This is a genomic window from Streptomyces sp. NPDC111606 (assembly GCF_055656945.1).
In genome coordinates this window covers 789,792-804,367 of record NZ_JBVKBY010000003.1, presented here as the reverse complement: position 1 = coordinate 804,367, position 14,576 = coordinate 789,792, and the positions used below count along the sequence as shown (strand labels likewise).

The 14,576-nt window shown below is 71.1% G+C and carries 14 protein-coding genes; 5 read left to right on the top strand and 9 right to left on the bottom strand.

Translation table 11 applies throughout. The annotated features are described in order from the left end of the window. Position 1: 1 nt before the first annotated feature. Positions 2-673 carry a succinate dehydrogenase gene (locus ACZ7M7_RS15295; protein ID WP_383599787.1) on the bottom strand — a complete coding sequence of 224 codons (672 nt, stop codon included), beginning with the start codon at positions 671-673 and terminating at the stop codon, positions 2-4. A 120-nt stretch (positions 674-793) separates the two neighbouring features. Between ACZ7M7_RS15295 and ACZ7M7_RS15290 the strand changes: the two genes are divergently transcribed. Next, a complete protein-coding gene (locus ACZ7M7_RS15290; RefSeq protein ID WP_472116552.1) occupies positions 794-1,678 on the top strand; it encodes a LysR family transcriptional regulator in 885 nt (294 codons plus the stop codon). A 3-nt stretch (positions 1,679-1,681) separates the two neighbouring features. Here the strand turns inward: ACZ7M7_RS15290 and ACZ7M7_RS15285 are convergent, their stop codons facing one another. From ACZ7M7_RS15285 to ACZ7M7_RS15260, 6 genes are all read right to left on the bottom strand, one after another. Then, the gene (locus ACZ7M7_RS15285; protein WP_470943701.1) at positions 1,682-2,578 is read right to left on the bottom strand and encodes an SDR family oxidoreductase; all 897 of its coding nucleotides are present in this window, start codon (positions 2,576-2,578) and stop codon (positions 1,682-1,684) included. A gap of 48 nt (positions 2,579-2,626) precedes the next feature. Next, positions 2,627-3,637, bottom strand: a complete 1,011-nt coding sequence (locus ACZ7M7_RS15280; protein ID WP_369274966.1) for an alcohol dehydrogenase catalytic domain-containing protein — start codon at positions 3,635-3,637, stop codon at positions 2,627-2,629. A gap of 132 nt (positions 3,638-3,769) precedes the next feature. After that, positions 3,770-4,672 (bottom strand): LysR family transcriptional regulator, encoded by a 903-nt coding sequence (locus ACZ7M7_RS15275; protein ID WP_472116548.1) that lies wholly within the window; start codon positions 4,670-4,672, stop codon positions 3,770-3,772. A 243-nt stretch (positions 4,673-4,915) separates the two neighbouring features. Further along, positions 4,916-7,051 (bottom strand): putative bifunctional diguanylate cyclase/phosphodiesterase, encoded by a 2,136-nt coding sequence (locus tag ACZ7M7_RS15270; RefSeq protein ID WP_472116545.1) that lies wholly within the window; start codon positions 7,049-7,051, stop codon positions 4,916-4,918. Next, a complete protein-coding gene (locus tag ACZ7M7_RS15265) occupies positions 7,048-7,860 on the bottom strand; it encodes an SAM-dependent methyltransferase (protein WP_383599802.1) in 813 nt (270 codons plus the stop codon). The genes ACZ7M7_RS15270 and ACZ7M7_RS15265 overlap by 4 nt, the downstream gene beginning before the upstream one ends. Positions 7,861-8,233: 373 nt before the next feature. After that, positions 8,234-9,223 carry an SCO0930 family lipoprotein gene (locus tag ACZ7M7_RS15260; RefSeq protein ID WP_383621608.1) on the bottom strand — a complete coding sequence of 330 codons (990 nt, stop codon included), beginning with the start codon at positions 9,221-9,223 and terminating at the stop codon, positions 8,234-8,236. 271 nt (positions 9,224-9,494) lie between these two features. Between ACZ7M7_RS15260 and ACZ7M7_RS15255 the strand changes: the two genes are divergently transcribed. From ACZ7M7_RS15255 to ACZ7M7_RS15245, 3 genes are all read left to right on the top strand, one after another. Next, complete coding sequence (locus ACZ7M7_RS15255) at positions 9,495-10,085, top strand: hypothetical protein (RefSeq protein WP_472116541.1); 591 nt, start codon at positions 9,495-9,497, stop codon at positions 10,083-10,085. A gap of 15 nt (positions 10,086-10,100) precedes the next feature. Then, positions 10,101-10,865, top strand: coding sequence for a bestrophin-like domain (locus ACZ7M7_RS15250; RefSeq protein WP_427844209.1), 765 nt, complete (start codon positions 10,101-10,103; stop codon positions 10,863-10,865). Between the two features lie 262 nt (positions 10,866-11,127). Continuing rightward, the gene (locus ACZ7M7_RS15245) at positions 11,128-11,637 is read left to right on the top strand and encodes a hypothetical protein (protein WP_472116538.1); all 510 of its coding nucleotides are present in this window, start codon (positions 11,128-11,130) and stop codon (positions 11,635-11,637) included. Between the two features lie 462 nt (positions 11,638-12,099). Here the strand turns inward: ACZ7M7_RS15245 and ACZ7M7_RS15240 are convergent, their stop codons facing one another. Continuing rightward, on the bottom strand, positions 12,100-12,594 hold the full coding sequence (locus ACZ7M7_RS15240; RefSeq protein ID WP_472116535.1) for a hypothetical protein: 495 nt from the start codon (positions 12,592-12,594) through the stop codon (positions 12,100-12,102). 331 nt (positions 12,595-12,925) lie between these two features. Here ACZ7M7_RS15240 and ACZ7M7_RS15235 point away from each other — a divergent pair, with 331 nt between their 5' ends. After that, positions 12,926-13,597: a class F sortase gene (locus tag ACZ7M7_RS15235; protein ID WP_383599820.1), complete on the top strand. Its 672-nt coding sequence runs from the start codon at positions 12,926-12,928 to the stop codon at positions 13,595-13,597. 27 nt (positions 13,598-13,624) lie between these two features. Here the strand turns inward: ACZ7M7_RS15235 and ACZ7M7_RS15230 are convergent, their stop codons facing one another. Then, positions 13,625-14,479 (bottom strand): polysaccharide deacetylase family protein, encoded by an 855-nt coding sequence (locus ACZ7M7_RS15230; protein ID WP_472116532.1) that lies wholly within the window; start codon positions 14,477-14,479, stop codon positions 13,625-13,627. Positions 14,480-14,576: the final 97 nt, after the last annotated feature.

Below are 14,576 nucleotides of genomic sequence, written 5' to 3'. Positions count from 1 at the left end.
GTCAGTTCACCAATCCGGTCATGACGCCCACGGGTACGGCGATGAAACCGACCGTGAGCAGCAGCGCGAGGATGTCGGCCGTGGCCTTCAGGGCGCGGTCGCGGGTGCGGCTGCCGGCGCCGAGGGTCTGGGCGGCGCTCCAGAAGCCGTGCCGGATGTGCAGGCCGAGGGCGAGCATCGCGACGATGTAGATCACGTTGCCGTACCAGGTGGAGAAGGTGTCCACGACGTTCTGGTACGGCCGGCCCTCCTGGAAGCCGCCGGAGTGCACGGTGCCGGTCGTCAGATCGAGGATGTGCCAGACGATGAACAGGCCGAGGATGATGCCGCCCCAGCGCATGGTGCGCGTGGCGTAGGAGGCCCTCGGCTTCTTGTGCACGTACTTGCTGGGGCGCGCCCTGATGTCGCGGCGGCTGAGCTGGTAGGCCGACGTGGCATGGGCGACGACGGCGACGACCAGCACGATACGGACGAGCCAGAGCGTCCACTCGTAGTGCATGAACGGCTCGCCGACGGTGCGCAGCCAGTGCGCGTAGTGGTTGAACTCGCCCGCCCCGAAGAAGATCTTCAGGTTTCCGATCATGTGGACGACCAGATACGCCAGCATGATCAGACCGCTGACCGCCATCACGGTCTTCTTGCCGACGGTCGAGTCCCACACCGTGCGTGCCATGGACGGCCGTCGATCCGTCCGCGTTGCCAGAGCCATGGAACAGGACGCTACGGCCGGGCCACCCCATCGGTCCAAGACATGGTCCGGCTCGTTTCGATAGACAAGCCCTATGCTGGCTGGATGCAGTTCCAGCAGCTCCAGTATTTCGTGGCGGTCGCGGAGACCCGGCACTTCACCCGGGCCGCCGACCTGGTGCATGTCGCGCAGCCCTCGCTGTCGCAGCAGATCAAGTCGCTGGAGCGGGAGTTGGGCGCGGATCTGTTCCTGCGGGCGCGCGGCAACATCACGCTGACGGACGCCGGGGAGGCCCTGCTGCCGCTGGCCCGGCGCATCCTGGCAGACGCGGACACCGCACGCCACGAGGTGCAGGAACTGGTGCAGCTGCGCCGGGGGCGGGTCCGGCTGGGCGCGACGCCGAGCCTGTGCACGGGCCTGCTCCCCGATGTGCTGCGCGCCTTCCACGACCGCTATCCCGGCATCCAGCTGCTGATCGAGGAAGGCGGCTCGCACGACCTGATCCGGGAGCTGGCCCGCGGTGCCCTCGACCTGGCCCTGGTGGTGCTGCCCCTGCCGACGGCCTCCCCCGCGCTGACCACGGTGGAGCTGCTGCGCGAGGACCTGGTGGTCGTCTCCTCGCCGGAGGCGCTTCGTCCCGGCGGCGGCCGGCGCACCGTGCGCATCGCCGACCTGGAGGGCGAGCGGCTGGTGATGTTCCGGCACGGCTACGACCTGCGTGAGCTGACGGTGGCCGCGTGCCGTGCCGAGGGCTTCGAGCCGGACTTCGCGGTCGAGGGCGGGGAGATGGACGCGGTGCTGGGGTTCGTGCGGGCGGGGCTGGGGATGGCCGTCGTACCGCGCATGGTGGCGGCCCGGTCGGGCCGGGGGCTGCGGGTCACCCCGCTGGCCCGGCCCGGACTGCACCGCACGATCGCCCTGGCCCACCGCAGCGACGTGGCTCCGCCGCGGGCCGCGCGGGAGTTGCAGCGGATGCTGCTGGAGCGGTGAGGGTCAGCCGGCCGTGCGGGGCGTGAGCAGGTCCGTCATGCCGATGCGCTCGTAGAAGTCGGCACGGACGCCGTCGGCGACGTCGCTGACCCGCTCCGAACCGTCGTCGGCCGGGTCGATGGTGATCCGGAAGGGGCGCTCGCCCTTCGGTGTGTCGACGATGCGGACGATGGCTCGGGCCACCTCCATGACGTCCGCGTCGGCGGGTGCCAGGGCGGCCAGGGCCTTGCCGACGTCGTCCATCAGGCCCGCGTAGAAGGCGTCGTACGCCTCCGCGGTGGCCGTGTCCTCGGGGTGCATCGCGTGGGCGAAGTGGTTGGTGCCCGAGGTGAAGGAACCCGGGACCACGATGGCCGTGTCGATGCCGAAGCGGCTCAGCTCGACCGCGTAGCTCTTGGCCAGGTGGTCCATCGCGGCCTTCGCGCCGAAGTAGGGGCCGAGGTAGGGCGGGGTGCCGCCGTAGGTGCTGGACGACCCCACCCACAGCAGCAGACCGTCGCGCCGGCCCCGCATCTGTGGCAGTACGGCCCGGTTGACGCGCTGTGTGGAGAGCACGTTGGTGTCGTAGATCTCGGCGATCTGCTCCGGCGTGAACGACTCGGTCGGGCCGAGGACCATGTGCCCGGCGTTGTGGACGACGACGTCGATCCGCCCGGCCTCGGCGGTCACCTGCGCGACCGCGGCGTCCACGGACTCCTGGCCGGAGACGTCGAGTTCGACGGCACGCAGCGCCACGCCGTGCTGGTCGGCGTAGGTCTGCGCGTCCGCGACGGCCGGGGCGTTGCGGCCGGTGGTCTGCCGCATCCCGGCGTAGACGGTGTGTCCGGCGTCGGCGAGGGCGCGGGCGGTCAGGGCGCCGAAGCCGCTGGAGGCACCCGTGACGAGGACGACGTAGGGCATGGCTGACTCCTTGGTGGCGTGCGGAAAGTGAGGGGTGGTTCCGGTCGGTCAGGCGAAGGTGATCACGCTGCGGCCGTGGGCGGAGCCCTCCGCCATGGCGTCGAGAACCGCCGGGGCCTGGTCCAGGGTGATCGGCGTGACCTCGGGCAGGATGCCGTGGGCCAGCGAGAAGGCGAGGGTGTCGCGCAGGTCGTGGGGCGAGCCCGAGGGGGACGCGGCCACGTGCAGGCGGTTGAGGACCATGGGCGGGGTGGGCAGCGTGAGCGGCTCGGAGCCGTAGCCGAGGAGCAGCAGGGTGCCGTCGGGGGCGAGGCCGCCCAGGGTGGCTCCGGCCGCGGCGGTGGAGGGGGCCGCGTTGAGCACCAGGTCGGCGCCGCCGTCCCACGCCCTGAGCGCCTCGGCCGGGTCGGACTCGTCGGTGGCGACGAAGAGTTCGGCGCCCAGGGTCTTGGCCTGGTCCTCGCCGCGCCGGGAGCGGCCCACCACGGCGACCCGCGCGCCCATGGCGGCGGCATAGCGCACGGCCAGGGTGCCCACTCCGCCCAGACCGACGACGGCGACCCGGGAACCGGCCTTCGCGCCGCCCTGCCGCAGGCCGTTGAAGGCGGTGAGGCCGGCACACATCAGCGGCGCCGCGGACACCGGGTCGAGGCCGTCGGGCAGGGGGGTGACGAAGTTGGCCTTGAGCAGGGCGTACTCGGCGTAGCCGCCGTCGGCCACGATGCCGGTGATCCGCTTGCGGGGGCACAGGATCTGGTCGCCGCGCACGCAGTAGTCGCAGTGCTCGCAGGAGTCGTAGAGGAACTGGGCGCCCACCGTGGTGCCGACCTCGGGGAAGGTCACGCCCTCGCCGACGGCGGTCACGACTCCGGTGATCTCGTGGCCGGGGATGACGGGGAACCGGGCGAAGGGGTAGTGGCCGCGCAGCAGGTTCAGGTCGGAGAAGCAGACACCGCACGCCGTGACCTTGACCAGGACCTCGCCGGGGGCGGGCTGGGGGATGTCGAGGGTGTCGAGGGCGAGGGGAAGGTTCGCGCCGGTGGCGACGGCAGCACGCATCGCGGGCTCCAAGGGGGTCGGGGGGGAAGTGCTCCAGTTGATTTCCTGGTGCTTCCGAGTCTCCGAGCCCACTGTGATCCCGTCCAATGCTTGTTACGGCTCGATTGATGCCGAGAAGGCATCGGCGCAGGTCTACGCCGTGCCTCGGGCCCGCACGGCGGCCTGGACGGTCTCTACGAAGCTCGTCACGAGGTGCGAGGCACGCGAGCCGTTCCAGGCGAGGGACACCTGCCCCGGCGGTACGTCGGCGACGGGGACGTACGCGATGTCGGACCGGGGGAAGGCGGCCGCGACGGAGCTCGGCACGAAGGCGATTCCGCGCCCGCCTCTGACGTAGCCCAGCAGTTCCTCCATGTCGTGGAAGGCGGGGCCATGGCCGGGCCGGGTGCCGTCGGGGCGTGGGTCGGCGTTCCATACGGCCGACCAGGCCTCGGCCGCCCCGGCGTAGTCCAGGACGGGGTCGTCGGTCAGGGCCGCGAGGGCGACCTTGGCGTCGCGGGCCCGCGGATGATCGATCGGCAGGACGGCGGCGAGCTGCTCGGCGTACAGGGCGAGCAGCTCCACCCCGTCGGCCTCCAGGGGCGGACGGACGAACCCGACGTCGACACTGCCGTCCAGGAGGGCCCGCGCCTGGCTCCACCAGCGCAGCCGGACCAGTTCGATGGAGACACGGGGGAAGCGCGCGGAGAACGCGTTCAGCGCCAGGCTCACATCCGTGCCCAGCATGAACCCGACGACCAGCGCGTCGTCACCGGCGCCGATACGCCGGGCCCGCTCCTGGGCGGCCTCCGCGGCGGCGAGCAGCGCCTTGGCGTCGCGCAGGAACTGCTCGCCGGCCGGGGTGAGCGAGACCTCGCGCGTGCTGCGGGTGAACAGTTCGACCCGTAGCTCGTGCTCCAGCTGCCGTACCTGCCGGGACAGCGCGGGCTGGGTGACGTGCAGGGCCACGGCCGCCTGCCCGAAGTGCCGGCGCTCGGCCACGGCCACGAAGTAGCGCAGCTTGCGCAGATCCAGATCGATCGGCCTGTCGGGCATGGCGCGTCCTGCCTTTCCGCCCCGTCCGCTCTCCCCGCCGACCGTCGCGGCACGCGCCACCACAGTCGACGCACTTCACGCTAGCCGACCGAACGGGACGTGTTGCTCGGATCGCCCGTCCGACGTGGCCGACGGGGGGCGTCGCCCGACCCGACCGACAGCAGCGGCCCGCACGAGGCCGCTGAGCGGGCCGGCGCCGGGACACGGCTCGCAGCCCGCCCAACCCGCGCCGGCCCCGCCGCCTCAAGCCGTGGCGTCCACCAGGGCCAGTTCGTGGAGGCGGTCCGGTGGGCCCGGGCGGGCGTAGTACCAGCCCTGGGCCGTGTCGCAGCCGAGTATCCGTAGTTGTTCGGCCTGGGCGCCGGTCTCCACGCCCTCCACGGTCACGGCCAGGCTCAGGCTGTGGGCCAGGGAGACGATGCCCTCGACGATCTTGAGGTCGACGGGGTCGGCCGGGAACTGCTGCATGCTCTGGGTGAAGGAGCGGTCCAGCTTGAGGATGCTCACCGGGAGCCGGCGCAGGTTGGCCAGGTTGGAGTAGCCGGTGCCGAAGTCGTCCAGGGCGATGTCGACGCCCATCTCGGCCAGCCGGCGCAGGGGCTTGAGCAGGTCGTCGTCGGCGCCGATGAGGGCCGACTCGGTGACTTCCAGGCAGAGGGCGTCGGGGGCCACCCCCGCGCGCTCCAGGATGTCCACCGTGTCCTGCACCAGGCCGGGATGGGTGAGCTGGCAGGGCGAGAGGTTCACGTTGATGCGAAGCGGGCCCGCGTCGACGTGGCGTTCCCGCCACTCGCGTGCCTGGCGCACCGACTGCTCCAGGACCCAGCGGCCGAGCGGAACGATGAGCCCGGTGTGCTCGGCGAGCGGGATGAACCGGTCCGGGCCGAGGACGCCGTGCTGCGGATGCAGCCAGCGCACCAGGGCCTCGGCGCCGCGCACACTGCCGTCGCCGAGGTGGACCAGCGGCTGGTACTCGATGAAGAACTCGCCCCGGTCCAGGGCCGTCGGCAGCGCCGTGGTCAGCCCGTGCCGGGTGATGGCGCGGGCATCGGCCTCCTCGTCGGCGAGCTCGAAGCGGTTGCCGCCCGCCGACTTGGCCCGGTACATGGTGATGTCGGCGCTGCGCAGCACCTCCGCCGGGCTGCGCTCCCCGGCCGGGCCCTCGACGATGCCGATGCTGCCGCGCACGGTCAACTCACGGCCGTCGACGCTGATCGGCGCGACCAGCACGTTCATGATCCGGGCGGCGAGCTCGTCGACCTCGCGCTCGGTGTCGGGGCCGGTGGTCAGCGCCACGAACTCGTCGCCGCCGAGCCGGGCGACCATCTCGCCGGGCGCGGTGGCGCAGGACTGCAGCCGGTCGGCGACCTCGACGAGCAGCCGGTCGCCGGCGGCGTGGCCGAGGCTGTCGTTGACGGTCTTGAAGCCGTCCAGGTCGAGGTAGCACAGGCCGAACCGCTGGCCTTCCCCGGCGCCCAGTGCCTTCTCCAGACGCTCGAAGAAGAAGGTGCGGTTGGGCAGTCCGGTGAGCGCGTCGTGGGTGGCCTCGTAGCGCAGCCGCAGATTGAGCAGCCGGCGCTCGGTGGTGTCCTCCATCAGGGCCAGCTGGTACTGCGGTTCGCCGTCGGCGTCACGCAGCAGGGAGACCGTGAGGTTGGTCCACAGGACCGTTCCGTCAGGGCGGTAGAACGCCTTCTCGACGTGGTAGTGCTCGCGCTCGCCGCGGACGAGCTCTTCGTAGAGCTTCCAGGTCTGCGGCGCGTCCTCGGGGTGGGTCCACTCCATGACCTTGCGGCCCTGCATGGACTGCTCGGAGAGGCCGAACATCCGTAGCAGCGCGCCATTGACCTGCAGGACGTTGCCGTCCAGGTCGGCGATGCCGATTCCTATGGCGGCGCCCTCGAAGACCGCGCGGAAGCGGGCCTCGGTGGCGTGCAGGGCCTGCGCCACCACGCCCTGCGCCTTGAGGGCGGCCGCGGAGATCGCCTCCTGCTCGGCCAGCGTCCGCTCGCGCAGCGCCTGGGCGAACCCGGCGGCCATGGCGTGCTGGAGCCGGGACGAGCGGGCCCGCTGGCCCTCCTGGTCGCCGTCGGTGCCGCAGTACAGCACGAGGTAGGCGTCGACGCAGTCCAGCGAGCGACTCAGCGCCTCGGGGTCGGTGCAGTGCGCGGATACGAGCGCGGCGCCGACCGCCCTGCCCTCGTCGGCCTCGAAGGTCCTGGACCTGAGCGCCTCACTCAACCGCCGGGCAAGCGGCAGCAGTTGCTCCTCGAACTCCGGCCGGGTCGACGACGTCGAGGTCACCGGGAAGACCGCCCGGCTCCAGATCGTCGCGAACCGGCGCAGTCTGTCCTCCGGCCCGTCCGGCCCCGCGCTCACGCCGTACGTCCCACGCCGGCGAAGCCGGAGAAGGCATACGGATCCTCGTCGTCCGGTGCGGTGTCCGGCCGCCAGAGCGGCATCGGCACCAGTCCGGGTTCCACCATGTCGTACCCCTCGAAGAACCGCGCGATGGCCTCGCGCGAGCGCATGATCAGCGGGTTGCGAATGTCCTTGTACACGTCCACCGTGCCCTTGGCCCGCTCCTCGGGCAGCGGGATTCCCTCGTACGAGGCATGCGTGAGCACCAGCATGCTGCCGGGCGGGAGCGCGTCGCGCAGCTCGGCCACCACGGCGTACGGGTCGTCCTCGTCCTCCACGAAGTGCAGTATGGCAACGAGCAGCAGCGCCACCGGCCGGTTCAGGTCGATGAGGCGCTCGACCTCGGAACTGCCCAGGATCTCCTGCGGCTTGAGCAGGTCCGCGGCGACGACGTCCGCGTCGTCGTTGCCCTCGAGGACCGCCTGGCTGTGCGCGACGGCGACCGGGTCGTGGTCGACGTACACCACGCGGGCGCCGGGGACCGCGGACTGGGCCACCTCGTGGACGTTGCCGAACGTCGGGATGCCGGAGCCGATGTCCAGGAACTGGGTGATGCCCTCGTCGACCGCGAAGCGCACCGCGCGGCGCATGAACGCCCGGTTGGCCTGCATGATCTTGGGGAGCCCCGGCATGAACTCCATGGCCTTGCGGGCGGCTTCCCGGTCGACCTCGAAGTTGTGCGAACCGCCCAGGTAGTAGTCGTAGATTCGCGAGACACTGGGCACCGAGATGTCGATGCTCCGAGGGGCCCAGGCGGGACGCTCCATCTATCTCTCCAAGGCGTAGGCGATCCGGTGTTCGAGCTGAGGCTACTGATCGCCCGCCAAAGGAGCGAGCGGAAACGGAAATTGACCATCCGTTCCCGGTCACTGCCTGTGGCACGTGCCGTATTGATGCCCCACTCACCCGCTACGAAAGCATCCGAAGCATTCCACAGAGTTCCGAACCATGGCGAAAGAGTCCGAAGAATCAGGGTGAATGACGGCAAACCGGTCCGCCCCCCATGCATGGAGCATCAGGGGGCGGACCGGTGGGTCGCGCGCGCCGTCCGTTCGTCCGGCACTCTCGCTGTCTCTCCCTCCCTTCCGCGGTCGGAACTCGACTGGGTGAGGCGATCAACCCTGGGGAGGTGTGATCTTTTTACTGCTCCGACGCGCCGACCGGCTTGCCGTCCGGGCGAATGGCGAACCAAGTGCCGCCGACGCCCTGACCGTTGGTGTCGCCGGGCTTCTTGTCACCGGCGAAGGTGTAGATCGGTATGCAGTCGATGGTCTGCTGCTTGATGCCGTCGGGCCGGTCGAAGACCACGTAGCCCTGACCCCTGGGACCGGACCCCTTCAGATCGATGCCCTCGGTGTCCTCGGCGTCGACCGGCGCGATGACCGGCCACTTCTCCAGGCACTCGCCGGTGCACGCCGTCTTCATCGGCCAGGGCGAGTCCTTCATGAAGCGGTAGACCGTGTGGCCGTTCTTGTCGATGACGATCTCGCCGAGCTTGGAGTCCTCGCGGGTGGACAGACCGGGCAGGTCGCCGGCCTCGGCACCCGCACCGCCCTGCGCCTTCTTGCCGTCGGGCGCGAGCGCGTACCAAGTGCCACCGACGGCCTGGCCGTTGACGTCACCGGCCTTGGTGTCCTTCGCGAAGCGGTACGCCGGCCAGCCGTCGACCGTCAGCTGCTTGGTGCCGTCGGTCCGGGTGACCGAGCCGAGCAGCGCCTTGTCGATGCCGGCGCCGGCCGTGGCGTCGTCCGCGGGGACCGGCGGCCACTTCTTGGCGCAGTCGCCGTCACAGCTCGACTTGGGCGGCTCGGCGGTGTCCTTGTCAAAGCGGTAAAGGGTCAGGCCGGAGCTGTCGGTCAGCACCTTGCCGAGTTCCTGATTGGTGGAAACGGCCAGCTCACCGGCGGAGGACGGCTTGGTGGCGGCGCTCTCCTGGCCCGCCGCGCCCGAGTCGTATCCGGTGCCGTTCCCAAGGCCGGTACCGGCGGTTCCGTAATCACCGGCCGCGGCCGTGGCGCCGACGTTCTGGCTGCTCGCCGGCGGGGCCGTTTCCTGCCCACATGCCGTCGTCAGCGCCAGCACTGCCACGGCGCTCACCACGAGCGAGGCGCTCCGCCACGAGGTCTTCATCTTCAACTCCCCATAATCACAAGGGTGTTGCAGCGCCCTGCTGCGCCGCCGCACGACAAGAGGTACGCACGAAAGCCACTCTCGTGTTCAACCGGCGCACAAATTTCTTTCCGGAAGCTGTGAACACCGCCTCTCGTCGCACAGGCGTGCGCCCCGGCGGTTACGCCTCCGTCCGCTGATCAAACCTTTCGTGGGGCATCCGTCGCCCGTTCGGGGCATTCCTCTCACTCTCAGGCCTGTCGCCCCGCGCGCGGGGCTCAGGATCTTCGTCGTGCATGGACTCGAACCGATCCAATCCACGCTCACCACACGGGCGTTGACGGTGCTGACGCTGACCTGGCTGCTGGTGTCGGCGCCGGCCGGCGTGGCCGGGGCCACCGCCTGTGCGTACGCCGACACCGGCCCCGACGGCGCGCAGGCGGTGGCGGTCGCCGGGAGCCTCACCTGGCCCACTCCCCCGCAGTGCCCGTCACCGACGCCGACACCGACTCCCACCCCGACGCCCACGCCGTCGCCCTCTCCGGACCCCGCCCCCACGCCACCGCCGAAGCCCACGCCCACCCCGAAGCCCGAGCCGCCGGCACCACCGCCCCCACCTCCACCGGCGCCCCCGGCTCCTCAGCCGGCGCCGCCCCGTCCGCGGCCGACCCCCACGCCCACGCCGCCGCCACCGGCCCCGGCGCCCGCACCGAAGCCGTCGGCCGAGCCCACCCCGAGTCCGTCCGTCGCGCCGGTGCACTACCCGACCTACCGGGCCACCCAGCACCGGCGGCCGGCGCACAGCGCCCCGTCGCCGCTCATCTTCGTCCTGCTCATCGCGGCACCGGCGATCGTCGCCGTCGCCGCACTGCGTCCGCGCTGATCCTGGAGGCTTCCCTTGCCGGAATGGCTTGTTCTCACCCTCGCGATGCTGGCCGCCTGCTCCGTGGTGGTCATCATCACCTTCGTCCGGCACCGCACGGCGCCGGACGACGAGGATCCCTCCGAGACTCCGGACGTCATCGAGTACATGACGATGTGGATCGGTGTGGTGTACGCCATCGTCCTGGGCCTGGCCATCGCGGGCGTGTGGGAGGGCCGTAGCGCCGCCCAGGATCACGTCCAGGCGGAGGCCGTGGCGCTGCACGAGATCTCGGAGCGGGTGCGGATCTATCCGACCGACGTCCGCGACCGCATTCGGGAGGATGTCAACGCCTATGTCGGACACGTCGTGACCACCGAGTGGAAGACGATGGCCGACGACGGCCGGATGACCGAGCGCGGCACCGAACTCCTGCAGCGCGTCCGCGAGGACGTCACCGACTACGAGCCCGGGACGGACTTCGAGGCGCAGGCCTACCAGCCGCTCCTGGACCAGGTGACCGCCGCCGACCAGGCGCGCAACGCCCGCGCGAACTCGACCGGGGAGACCATGCCGGGCGTGGTGTGGTTCGGGCTGATCGCCGGCGGCGTCGTCACCATCGGGATGATCTTCGCGCTGCAGATCCGGCGCACACCCCGCGAACTGGTCCTGGCCGGGCTGTTCTCCGCGCTGATCGCCTTCCTGCTGTTCCTCATCTGGGACTTCGACGCGCCGTACAGCCGTGGCGTCACGGCCTCCGCGGAACCGTTCCTCGAACTCTTCCCACAGGCCAAGGACTGACAGCTCCTCACCTGACGGTGCGCCGGGGGACGGCGGGCTGCGGAGCGGTGGGAGCGGCACGGGGCGAGGCGCCGCCACGCCGTACAGGTCCCCCGGTCGCGGGAATGAACGTCCCCCGAGCGGCCCACAGGGTTGCCCCATTCGCACGACAGCGATCGCGCAGGTGCGGGCTCCTTTCCTAGCGTTTCGCTCATCGAGGTGCATTCCGGCACGAGCGGAAGAAGCTCCGCAGCTGCTCCTCGGGGAACCGGGAGGACCCACCATGCGCGCGATACGTGTCGCTTCGGCCGCCCTGCTGGGCCTCGGCGCCCTCACCATGACCGTCCCCGCCGCCCACGCGAGCGGCGACAACTCCGGTTTCTGGGCCAGGGTCGTGCCCACCACCGTCGCGCCCGGCGGAGAGGTCAGGCTGCACGCGACCGGCTGCGAGCAGAGCGTGACCGTGGCGTCGGCGGTCTTCGACACGACCACCATTCCCCGGGGGCGGACGACGGCCAGGGTCACGGTCGACCGGGACGCCAGGCCAGGTGCCGTGTACGAGGTGTCCTTCTACTGCGGCACGTTCTGGCAGACCGTCGACCTCACCATCGCGGGCGGCCGGCCCGAACCGGTGCGGCCGGATCACCCGCAGAAGGGCGTGCACGCGGGCGGGGGCGGCACGTTCGCCGATCTGGACCTCAAGGAGGTCGCCCTGGGCGCTGCGCTCATCACGGCCGCACTCGGAACGGCGTACCACCTCTCCCGACGCCACTCGGACGAGGACGGCGCCTGACACCACGGCCGGATGCCTGGCCTTTGTCACCACCGCCGGATGTCGGACCTTCGCCCGAATCCCGCAGTCTGCAGAGGCTTTCGCCCTGAATCCCAGTCCCGCAGGGCTTGCCCCGAACCCCGCAACCACCACAGGCCGGCGCCCCCAACCCCCAACCTCCGCAGGCCGGAGCCCCAACTCGCGACCGCCACCCGCGACCCGCAACCCGCAACCCGCAACCCGCACGGGCCAACGCCCCAAGCCCCGCAACCCGCACAGGCCGACGCCTCAATCCCACGACCCGCCAAGACCATGGTCACGAGTCCCGCACCCGCAGAGGCCTTCGCCCGAAGCCCGCAACCCGCACAGGCCAAGACCTCGAACCCCGCAACCGGCACAGGCAGGCCTTCGCCCCGGATCCCCACAAGGGTTCCGGGGCGAAGGCCTGTGGGCGTGCGATCCCGCTCCGACGGGCCCGCCGGGTCAGATCCGCTTCTCCGCGCGGCGCCGCATCCAGAACACGCCACCTCCGACGACGGCCACGGTGATGAGTCCGCCTCCGATGGCCATGTCGGTCGGCGTCGCCCCGGTGGAGCTGCTGCCGCCGATGCCGCCCTGGACGCCGCCGATGACGGTGAAGGCGGTGGGGTTGGTCAGCGTCCTGGAGTCGCAGGTGACCGTGACGCTGTGGGCACCCGGCCGCGCGTTCCTGTTGACCGTGGCCGTGCCCCTGGCGGTGTTGCTCCCCCGCACCGTGCTCAGGTGGGTGGGCCGGAAGGCGTCCGAGGTCGCGGTGCCGCCTCGCGGGCAGTTGTCGACCGTGATGGTGATCTGCCCGCCGCGGGCGATGACGCTGGGGTGGACGACGATGTTGCTCGGTCCGACGGGCATGCCGTCCCGCGCGACGGCCGCGGGGGCGGCAAGGCTGAGAGCGGCTACCGCGGTGGCAGCGGCCGCCATGGCACGAGTGGTACGCATGTGATCCTCCGCGGAAGACGCCCCGGGAACCGTCCCCGGTCGATCGGCGAGAAAGCGCCTCCCAGAAAGACCCTCAGATGCCGTGCCCCCGGCCGCATTTCGGCGATGGTCCGTCCTGGTGAGAGGACACGCCGACGGATAACCCCACAAGTTGAATTGCCGCAGGTCACGCACCGTCAGAATTTTCCTGGGGGCGGCAACTCGGATGGCGCACCGAAAGGGAGCGGGGCCACCCGTTCGTATCTGCCCCGTCGCCGCATTGGCACGCGGGACTTAGCGTTCACATATGCGCGAATGACGGGGCGACGGCCGCGTCGAGAGGGGTAGTGGAATGTCTGCGTCCGAGCTGGCCGAACTGGCCGAAGAGGAGGAGCGACGGAAGAGGCGTGCTCCTTGGGGTGTGATAGCGCTGGTTCTGCTGACCGGCCTCGCGCTCGTGCGCAACGGCTCGGGGGAGTTCGACGAGGGGCCGCCACAGCCCGCCTCGGCGGCCGCCCCGGACACCCGGGTGCCCGGGGGTCTCTTCGCCGGGGCGGCGCAGTCGCTGCCGTACGCCCTGCCGGACCGCGTCAGGATTCCCGGTATCCAGGTCGACGCGCCGATGATCCCGGTCGGGCTGGACGTGGACGGCTGGGTCGGCGCGCCACCGGCGGAGGACCCCAACCTGGCGGGCTGGTTCACCGGTTCGGTGTCTCCGGGCGAGAAGGGCACCGCGGTGGTCGTCGGCCATGTCGACAACGCTCAGGGCCCCGCCGTGTTCTACGGACTCGGGGGCCTGCAGAAGGGAAATCGCGTCGAGATCGTCCGCAAGGACGGAAAGACGGTTGTTTTCGAGATCTACGGCATCGAGGTGTTCGAGAAGAACAACTTTCCCGGCGACCGGGTCTACGCCTCGAAGGGAAGTGCCGAATTGCGGGTCATCACCTGCGGTGGCGGTTTCTCCCAGCAGAACGGCTATGACGGGAACGTGGTCGCTTTCGCCAGCCTGGTCGAGGTGCGCTGAGCGTCCTCGCCGGGCGGGCGAAAGCCGTCAGGCGTAGTGCCGTTCCGGGACGGTGACGAAATACCCGGAGTCCAGCAGCTGCGGCAGATAGGCGCGCAGGGCCCGGACGCTCTGGGAGCGGTCGCCCCCGGCGTCGTGCGAGAGCACCACGACGCCGGGGGCGGCGCCGTTCTCGACCCGGTCGATGATCGTGCGGGTGCCGGGGGCGGTCCAGTCGAGGGTGTCGACGGTCCAGGCCAGCGGGTCCATGCCCAGTTCGGCGCCGAGCCGGAAGGCGGTGCGGTTCCAGGCGCCGTAGGGGGCACGGAACCAGACGGGGCGCTCGCCGTACGTCTCCTCGATGACGTCGCTGGTGCGCTCCATCTCCTCGCGGATCCGGCCGCGGCCGAGCCGGGTGAGCAGTGGGTGGGACCAGGTGTGGTTGCCGACGACATGGCCCTCGTCGGCCATCCGCGCCAGGAGATCGCCGTTCGCGGCGACCATCTCGCCGCACACGAAGAACATCGCGCGGACGTCGTACTCGCGCAGGGTGTCCAGGATGTGCGGCGTGTAGCGGGGGTCGGGTCCGTCGTCGAAGGTCAGCACCATGGTGCGGCCGCGTTCGGACACGCGCAGCAGGGGCTCGCGCCGGATGAGGGTCCGGCGGGGTGCCGCCCTGGGCGGGCCGTACCCCGTCAGGGGCTGGAGACGGTAGCTCGAGGGCTTGAGCGCGGAGCGCGCCTGGGCGCCCGCGGCTGGGGCAGCGGCCCGGACCGGCTTGTCGGCGTCGCCCGCGACCGTCGCGAACAGTCCGGCCGAGCCGGCGGCTCCGACGGCGGCGGCACCGGCCAGCAGCGCGCGGCGCCGCGTGAGCAGACGTGGGGGCACCTGATCCTTCGTCATGACTCATCAGTCGCCCGATGAGGGACCGACGCACCAGTGCGACACCGGTACGGCCGTACGAAAACACCCGCCCGGCGCAGCCCTCAGGCCCGCGGGG

What these genes read in the sequence shown, in the direction of transcription:
- ACZ7M7_RS15245 (WP_472116538.1), top strand. Translation starts at nt 11,128, where the DNA reads ATGCGCGCGATACGTGTCGCTTCGGCCGCCCTGCTGGGCCTCGGCGCC.
- ACZ7M7_RS15285 (WP_470943701.1), bottom strand. Translation starts at nt 2,578, where the DNA reads ATGCCCTACGTCGTCCTCGTCACGGGTGCCTCCAGCGGCTTCGGCGCC.
- ACZ7M7_RS15230 (WP_472116532.1), bottom strand. Translation starts at nt 14,479, where the DNA reads ATGACGAAGGATCAGGTGCCCCCACGTCTGCTCACGCGGCGCCGCGCG.
- ACZ7M7_RS15280 (WP_369274966.1), bottom strand. Translation starts at nt 3,637, where the DNA reads ATGCGTGCTGCCGTCGCCACCGGCGCGAACCTTCCCCTCGCCCTCGAC.
- ACZ7M7_RS15295 (WP_383599787.1), bottom strand. Translation starts at nt 673, where the DNA reads ATGGCACGCACGGTGTGGGACTCGACCGTCGGCAAGAAGACCGTGATG.
- ACZ7M7_RS15235 (WP_383599820.1), top strand. Translation starts at nt 12,926, where the DNA reads ATGTCTGCGTCCGAGCTGGCCGAACTGGCCGAAGAGGAGGAGCGACGG.
- ACZ7M7_RS15240 (WP_472116535.1), bottom strand. Translation starts at nt 12,594, where the DNA reads ATGCGTACCACTCGTGCCATGGCGGCCGCTGCCACCGCGGTAGCCGCT.
- ACZ7M7_RS15290 (WP_472116552.1), top strand. Translation starts at nt 794, where the DNA reads ATGCAGTTCCAGCAGCTCCAGTATTTCGTGGCGGTCGCGGAGACCCGG.
- ACZ7M7_RS15275 (WP_472116548.1), bottom strand. Translation starts at nt 4,672, where the DNA reads ATGCCCGACAGGCCGATCGATCTGGATCTGCGCAAGCTGCGCTACTTC.
- ACZ7M7_RS15260 (WP_383621608.1), bottom strand. Translation starts at nt 9,223, where the DNA reads ATGAAGACCTCGTGGCGGAGCGCCTCGCTCGTGGTGAGCGCCGTGGCA.
- ACZ7M7_RS15265 (WP_383599802.1), bottom strand. Translation starts at nt 7,860, where the DNA reads ATGGAGCGTCCCGCCTGGGCCCCTCGGAGCATCGACATCTCGGTGCCC.